Source organism: Elstera litoralis, from assembly GCF_000963705.1.
GTDB lineage: Bacteria > Pseudomonadota > Alphaproteobacteria > Elsterales > Elsteraceae > Elstera > Elstera litoralis.
On the sequence record NZ_LAJY01000124.1, the window covers coordinates 1 to 7,068 of the forward strand.

General features: G+C 62.5%; 7 protein-coding genes and 4 pseudogenes. 1 reads left to right on the forward strand and 10 read right to left on the reverse strand.

Annotated features, from left to right (window positions below):
* Positions 1-31 precede the first annotated feature (31 nt).
* From VZ95_RS06100 to wrbA, 9 genes and pseudogenes are all read right to left on the reverse strand, one after another.
* A complete protein-coding gene (locus VZ95_RS06100; RefSeq protein ID WP_045775070.1) occupies positions 32-286 on the reverse strand; it encodes a twin-arginine translocase TatA/TatE family subunit in 255 nt (84 codons plus the stop codon).
* A gap of 102 nt (positions 287-388) precedes the next feature.
* Complete coding sequence (locus VZ95_RS06105; RefSeq protein WP_045775071.1) at positions 389-1,021, reverse strand: MarC family protein; 633 nt, start codon at positions 1,019-1,021, stop codon at positions 389-391.
* Between the two features lie 34 nt (positions 1,022-1,055).
* On the reverse strand, positions 1,056-1,697 hold the full coding sequence (locus VZ95_RS06110) for a YjbE family putative metal transport protein (RefSeq protein ID WP_045775073.1): 642 nt from the start codon (positions 1,695-1,697) through the stop codon (positions 1,056-1,058).
* Positions 1,698-1,754: 57 nt separating this feature from the next.
* Positions 1,755-2,417, reverse strand: coding sequence for an exopolysaccharide biosynthesis protein (locus VZ95_RS06115; RefSeq protein ID WP_052711532.1), 663 nt, complete (start codon positions 2,415-2,417; stop codon positions 1,755-1,757).
* 19 nt (positions 2,418-2,436) lie between these two features.
* Positions 2,437-2,625 (reverse strand): annotated as a pseudogene (locus VZ95_RS29175) (SemiSWEET family transporter); the annotation flags it as partial.
* A 131-nt stretch (positions 2,626-2,756) separates the two neighbouring features.
* A complete protein-coding gene (locus VZ95_RS06125; RefSeq protein ID WP_232302512.1) occupies positions 2,757-3,827 on the reverse strand; it encodes a lysine-2,3-aminomutase-like protein in 1,071 nt (356 codons plus the stop codon).
* A 52-nt stretch (positions 3,828-3,879) separates the two neighbouring features.
* Entirely contained in the window at positions 3,880-4,302 is a 423-nt protein-coding gene (locus tag VZ95_RS28620) for a pirin family protein (RefSeq protein ID WP_408606070.1), read from the reverse strand.
* A pseudogene (locus VZ95_RS28625) lies at positions 4,285-4,577 on the reverse strand (pirin family protein); the annotation flags it as partial. The gene VZ95_RS28620 and the pseudogene VZ95_RS28625, both read right to left, overlap by 18 nt.
* A gap of 42 nt (positions 4,578-4,619) precedes the next feature.
* A pseudogene (gene wrbA, locus VZ95_RS06135) lies at positions 4,620-5,219 on the reverse strand (NAD(P)H:quinone oxidoreductase).
* Between the two features lie 131 nt (positions 5,220-5,350).
* Here wrbA and VZ95_RS06140 point away from each other — a divergent pair.
* Positions 5,351-6,343, forward strand: coding sequence for a LysR family transcriptional regulator (locus tag VZ95_RS06140; protein WP_052711533.1), 993 nt, complete (start codon positions 5,351-5,353; stop codon positions 6,341-6,343).
* Here the strand turns inward: VZ95_RS06140 and VZ95_RS25195 are convergent.
* Positions 6,285-7,068 (reverse strand): annotated as a pseudogene (locus VZ95_RS25195) (hypothetical protein); the annotation flags it as partial. The gene VZ95_RS06140 and the pseudogene VZ95_RS25195 overlap by 59 nt on opposite strands.

Here is a 7,068-nt window from a genome sequence, read left to right on the forward strand (position 1 = left end):
CGGCCCGCAGCGCGACGCGCGCCATAGGGGATTAGGAGACCTTCTGGTCGGTCTGGACCGCCGCCGCCGGGGCTGCGGGCGGCACCACCGTCCCGGCAACGGGAGCCTGCGGTGCCGGGGTCGCCGCTGCGGCCTGGGTCGCATCGCTATCGTCGTTCAAGCCGCGCTTGAAGGCTTTAATGCCCTTAGCGAGATCGCCCATCGCCGACGGCACCTTCTTGGCCCCGAACAGCAGAATGATGACCACGGCAACCAGCAGCCAATGCCAAATGCTAAAGCTTCCCATACCCGTTTCCTTTCGTTGCCTTGGCCGATCCTGCCTATACGGTAGAACGTCGGACCCTAGCGCCTCTTTGTGGCTGCTGCATGACAGCGACCCATCCTAACGCTAATTAAGCCCTGAGAAGAGCGCGCGCAAGCCGCCCGCCATCATTTCCACCCCGATTGCGGCGAGCAACAGCCCAAACAGGCGGTTGATGATATTAAGCCCGAAGCGCCCGAGCTTCTCGCCAATCGGCACCGCCAGGCGCAATGACCAATAAAGCGCCGCCGCAACGACGATAATGCAAACTATCACCCCAAGCTGATGCCAAATACTGCCGAGCCGATGGCCTTCAACGATCACCGAGGAAATCGCCCCCGGTCCCGCCAGCAGCGGAATGCCCAGGGGCACAACGCCGCTGGAGGTTCGATCCTCCACCGCCACCGCCTCTTCCGCCGATTGCTGAACGGAGGAAACTTTCGCCGACAACATCGAGAGCGACATCAGCACCAGCACCAAGCCGCCGCCGACGCGGAATGAATGGATGGACGCCCCGAGAACGCTCAAGACAGCATCGCCGGAGAGCGAGGCCGCAATCAGCACCCCCGCCACCGTTCGTGCGGCCGTGAGCGCCGTTAGGCGCTGCTGCTCCGGCGTTTCGCCTTGGGTGAGCGTCAGGAACGTGGGCAAGGCCGCGAACGGCGTCAGAATCGCAAACAGCGACACCAAAAACCGCACGTAATCGGATAGCTCACCCAAATTCCCCGCTCCCGCTAAAAACCTACCGCTAGGCTTATTTCATACCGACTAACGGCAGCACTTCAAAAGCACCATCGTAAATCATCTTGAAGGCAATGTAGCCGATCATGGCGAGACCGACATAGGCAATCCAATGGTAGCGGGCCAAAAGGCGCGCAATGAAGGTCGAGGCCACCGCCATCAGGATCACAGAAACGGCTAGGCCGATGACCATAATCATTTCATGGTCGCGGGCAGCGCCCGCTACCGCCAACACATTGTCGAGGGACATCGACACGTCGGCGACCATGATCTGAATGAGCGCTTGTCGCAGGGTCTTCGTCGGAACTTCGGGCTCGGCGGCCTTGGCGTTGGCCTCGCTCAGCACATCTTCGGTGGCATCTTTAAGGGCCTCGGCGGCCTTATGCTCGGCGCGTTGGTCCATAATTTCGCGCCACATTTTCCAGCAGACCCACAGCAGCAAGACGCCGCCTGCGAGCACGAGCCCAGTGATCGAGAGAAGCTGAACCGTCATCAGCGAGAAGACGATACGCAACACTGCCGCCGCCGCGATGCCCAGGAAAATCGCACGCGTCCGAATAGCCGCCGGCAGCCCGGCGACCGCCATCCCGACGACAATTGCATTGTCCCCGGCCAACACCAAATCGACCATCAAAACTTGAAACAAGGCCGACATTGCGCCTGGCTCGAAGAATTCCTGAAACACTGTACAAATCCCTTTCGGTTCGGTTTTTTAGGAAAATAGCGAAAAGACTGCCAGCTTGACAGCCTCAATTCCGGCATAGATGACCAAACCTACCACCGAAACGGCAATCACGCTGGTCGCCCATCCGGCAATCATCATCAGCCCATCGCGCGCCAAAATCGCCAGCGCCATCAACAGCACGGCAAACGCTGGCAAAAAATTCCCAAAGATGATGGGAAGCGACAGCACAACTGCCAGAACGAAAATGATAAGGCCGGCGATACGCTCGCCGGTCGGCCCCACAAACCAGCCCATCCGGGGCTTAAGACGCCGCTCGACCTTATTCAAATAGGGGGTTGCCCGGTCGAGAAACTTCAAAATCTCGTCGCGCGGCAGGGTTTTCCGGCGTAAAAACGCGGGCAACCACGGGGTTTTATGGCCGAAGACCAGTTGTGCCGCAAAGATCGCCATCGGCAGGCCGAAAATTGTCGACAGCCCCGGCGGGCTGGGCAGGGGAATGGAGTTCGGTAAGGCCAGCAGCAGCAGCAGCAACCCGAAGGCGCGGTGGCCGACGCCGTTCAACAGATCGTCGAGCGAAATTCGATCATGGGGATGGTCGGCGATCAGGCGTCGCAACAGCGCCGAGGCGGGTTCCAACGGATCATCCCCCTGCCCTGCGGCGGCGGCCGGCATGCCGATTTCGAGCGTCATCGCCGTGCCCCGCGCAAGCCTATCCCAAACGCAGTTTCATGAATAGAATCAACGCGATTGGGATGAGCGTCACCCCATTTGCGATGGTTACTGGGCGATTGCCGATCATTAAGCCATAAACGAACCACGTCGCGACCCCCACGGTCATCAAAAGATAGGTCACGAGCGACAGACCGCGCGTGTCCCGCCGATAGATCGTTCTGATCGCCTGCGGAAAAAAAGGCTGCGGTCGTCAAAAAACTCGCAATCAGCCCAATCAATTCGATGGGATCCGGCATTGTGCCCCAAAAACCAGCCATTTCCCTGTCTCCTGGTGCAAAATACGCGGTAGATCAATTTTTAATCAATACGGGGTTTCAACAATGTCCCGATATCCGTGGCGCTGCCCCTGCGGATCGGTGATCCACCAGCCGCCCTGCCCGTCAGGCGCAAAGAAATCCGCCGAAACCGGCACTTTTCCGAAACCGCCGGGGATATCGAGCATATAAGTCGCAGCGCCAAGCCCGAGAGCGGCCCCCGCAACGCGCGCACCAAGGCCATGCCTTCGGCCAAGGGCAGGCGGAAATGCGTCGTGCCGGGGGCGAGATCGCCATGATGCAAATAATGGGGTTTGATGCGCAGGCTCAGCATCGTGCGGAACAGATCGGTGAGCGCCGGAACGCTATCGTTCACGCCGCGCAGCAATACCGATTGACCGAAGAGCGGGATACCCGCCTCGACCAGCCGTGCCACCGCCCGCCGCGCGTCGGGGCCGAACTCCTCGGCATGGTTGGCGTGGATCAGAATATGGACGGGCAGACGGCCCGCGAGCGCTGCGACCAGTTCCGCCGTAATTCGCTCTGGGGCGACCACCGGCACGCGGGTGTGAATGCGCAAGGCCCCCAAATGAGCGATGGCATTGAGCCGGGTTTTCAGCTCGTGCAGACGGCGGGGGGCCACCACCAGCGGATCGCCGCCGGTGAGGATGATTTCCCACAGGGCTGGATGGGCTTCAATATAAGCGAGCGCCGCGTCCAACTCGTCCGGGCTTAAGGCTTCTTTGCCCGGCCCCACCATTTCGCGGCGGAAGCAGAAGCGGCAATAGACCGCGCAGACGGAAACCAGCTTGAGCAGTGCGCGGTCCGCATACCGATGAACGATGCCCGGCACGGGGCTGTGCGGGGCATCGCCAATCGGATCGTCCCGTTCGTCGGGGTGGGTAATGAGTTCGCGGGAATCGGGGAGAAACTGGTTCGATAGCCCCGATGAAGCCCCGCCTTGAAGCGCCTCCGCAATCACGGGCGTTACGGCAATCGCGTAACGCTCGGCCACGGGGGCGAGCGCCTCGGCCTCGGCAGCCGAGATCAGGCCGTGGTCGGTAAGGTCCGACAGGGAACGCAGCGTCGGCGCAAGGCGGGGGAGAGCGGTCATAGACGGGTCTATACCCCAACCCTCCCCGGCCCGCTACGGCGTGCCGTGCAGATCAACCCGGCAAATCGGCCAACAGCAGACTGCCCGAGCCACGGGCTTCCAGCGTCAGCAAATCGAGATCCTCGACCGCGAGACCGTCGCGGGCGTTGAGCTCCTGGCCGTTGACCGCCACCGCGCCTTCGAAGCCCACCAGATAGGCTTTCCGGCCCGGTGCCAGCGTATGCTCGATCTTGCCGCTCTCAGAGAGATGCGCCACATACAGGGTCGCATCCTGGTTGATCGGCATCGTGTCGGGAAGACCTTGCCCCGAGGCCAGCGGGATCAAGCGGCCCTGCTCACCCACGCCCGGCAGAGTGCGGGTTTCCCAGTTTGGCTTGAGGCCCTTGCCGTTCGGCATGATCCAGATTTGGAACAGCGTCGTGTCGGCATCCTCAAGGTTATATTCCGCGTGCTGAATGCCGGTCCCGGCAGACATCACCTGAACTTGCCCCGCTTCCGTGCGGCCCTTGTTGCCAAGGTTATCCTCGTGCTGATCGCACCCGTGCGGACATAGGTGATGATTTCCATGTCGCGGTGCGGGTGCGGATCGAAGCCGGTGCGGGGGCGGATCTTATCGTCGTTCCAGACGCGCAACGGACCCCAACCCATCCGCGCCGGATCGAAGTAATTCGCGAAGCTGAAGTGGTAGCGGGCGGATAACCAGTTGATATCCATCCGCCCGAGGCTGTCGAAGGGTCGATAATCGAGCATTTTGATCTCTCCTAGACTGGCTCTCTGCCCGCTGTCGCGCGGTTAGCCAGCCAATTTTGCCGTAAGGGTGGCGACGTGCTTGCCTTGGAAGCGCGCCAGGGATTTTTCTTTTTCGCTCGGCTGCCGCTCGCCGGTCGGCCCGGCAATCGTGCCTGCGCCATAGGGCTGCCGCCGCGCACTTCTGAAATATCGGTCAGTTCCGGGGCCGAATAGGGCAGGCCGACATAGACCATGCCGTGATGCAGCAGCGTCGGAATGAGGCCGAGAATGGTCGATTCGTTACCGCCGCCGGTGCCGGTCGAAGTAAAGGCGCTCGCGACTTTCCCAATCAGCGCACCCTTGGCCCACAGGCCGCCGGTTTGATCGAGGAAGTTGCGAAGTTGCGACGAAACCGTACCAAAAACGCGTCGGCGCACCGAAAATGATCGCATCATAGTCGGCCAGTTCCGCCGGGGTGGCGATCGGGGCTTCTTGATCGAGCTTCATGTGGAACTGCTTGGCAATATCTTCCGGCACCAGTTCCGGCACGCGCTTAATGGTCACTTCGACGCCCGGCACGTCGCGCGCGCCCTTGGCGATTTCACCGGCCATCGTTTCGATATGGCCCCAGCTGGAATGATACAGAACGAGGATTTTCGCCATCGGTTTTCTCCTACTTGGGAAATCGGGCTGGGAACGCGCCCTTGATGTGAGTGAAGATGCGCTCCCTTTGCCCGAATGATAATCCGGGTTATGCTCACCAAACTGTTTCCCTTGGTGAACAATGAGGGCCTATGGACCGTCTCTCGGGCATGGCGGTTTTCGCCGCCGTCGTGGAATGCGAAGGCTTCACCGCCGCCGCGAAACGCCTCAACCTCTCGAAAGCCGCCGTCAGCAAACAGGTCTCGCTACTGGAAGAGCGTTTGGGCGCGCGGTTGCTCAACCGCACCACGCGCCGCCTGTCGCTCACCGATGTCGGTCAGAGTTTCTACGATCGCTGCCAGCGGATTCTTGCAGAAGCCGAAGAGGCGGTGGCCGATGTCGGGCGGCTGCAAACCGAACCGCGCGGCCCGCTGCGGCTCTCGGCCCCCGCCTCCTTGGGCGAAACCTACCTGTCGCCCGTCATCGCGCAATTCGCCGCGCGCTGGCCCGATTTGCGCGTCGATCTCGATCTGTCAGACCGTTACGTCGATTTGGTGGAAGAGGGCTATGATCTGGCGTTGCGCGTGGGGGAATTAGCCGATTCATCGCTGATTTCCAAACGGCTCGCCACAGTGCGCCGCCCGCTGGTGGCCTCCCCCGCCTATCTCACGCGCTATGGCACGCCGCGCCGGATCGCCGATCTGCCGGCGCATCGCGGCATTTGCTATTCCCTCGCCCGCCATCGCGACGATCTTCAGATCGACCGCACCGACGGCAAGCGCGACTATGTCGGGCTGAATTGGGTGTTTCGCTCGAACAATGGCCGCTCGATGGTCGATGCCGCCTGTCACGGGCTGGGGCTGCTGGCGACGCCGCTGTTTCTGTCGGCAGGGGCTATTCAGACGGGGCAGCTCGTGCCGATCTGCCTTGACGATGGCGCGCCGTCGAGCCTAGCCCTGCAAGTCGTGTTCCCGCACGCGCGCCACGTTAGCGCCAAGGTTCGACTGCTGATCGACGCGCTCGCCGCCACCTTCCGCGACCCGGCCCCGTGGGAAATCGGACTGCTGGACCATATCGGCGGCAGGCTTACCGCCCCTCCCGCCACCACGCCATTCCCAGCGCCCCCCCTGCCAGCAGAAGCATAAGCCAGGCAGGCAGCAACGGCAGACGGGTGAGGCCAGTGATATCGTAATCGCGGCGTTCGGGCAGGCCGATCCAGCCGCGCCCACTGGTGGTGCGCCCCGGCTCCACCCGGCGCAGATCGGGGATACCGTCGCGCAGCCACTGAATCGCGCCGCCCGTCGCCGCCGACACGGGTTGCAGCACAGTTTCGGTCGCGCGCACGTCGCTCATTTCCTTCGGATTGACCGTGCCAACCGCGATCACCCGCTGCAAGCTCCCCTCGGCTAAGCGGTAGACGCCCGGCCCCGAGAGCGTGGCGCTGCCGGTCGCGACCCCATTGCGCTCGGTCAAGGTCACGTTCCGCGTGCTGCCATCGGGATCGGTGACGGTGACGAAACGGCGCTGATCGGTCGGCGCGGGGGTCAGGCTGCGGCGGGTGATGTGAAGCTGCTCGCCGCGCACCGCCGCCACCAAATCTTCTTCCTCCAGCGTTGGCTCTTTCATGAGCCAATGGGCGAGGCGGCGCAGCAGTTCCGCCTGCGGTCCGCCGCCATCGTACCCGCGCGACCAGAGCCAGAGTTGGTCGCTGAGGATCTGCGCCACGCGGCCTTCGCCGACCCGATCCAGAATCACCAAAGGCGAGGCGTCCGGCCCCGTCATCACCACTTGGCCGCGCCCCGCCGTCACATCGACCGCGCGGAACCAGCGCCCCCAGGAGGCCGGCGCGCCGGTTTGCGGAAAGCCCGCG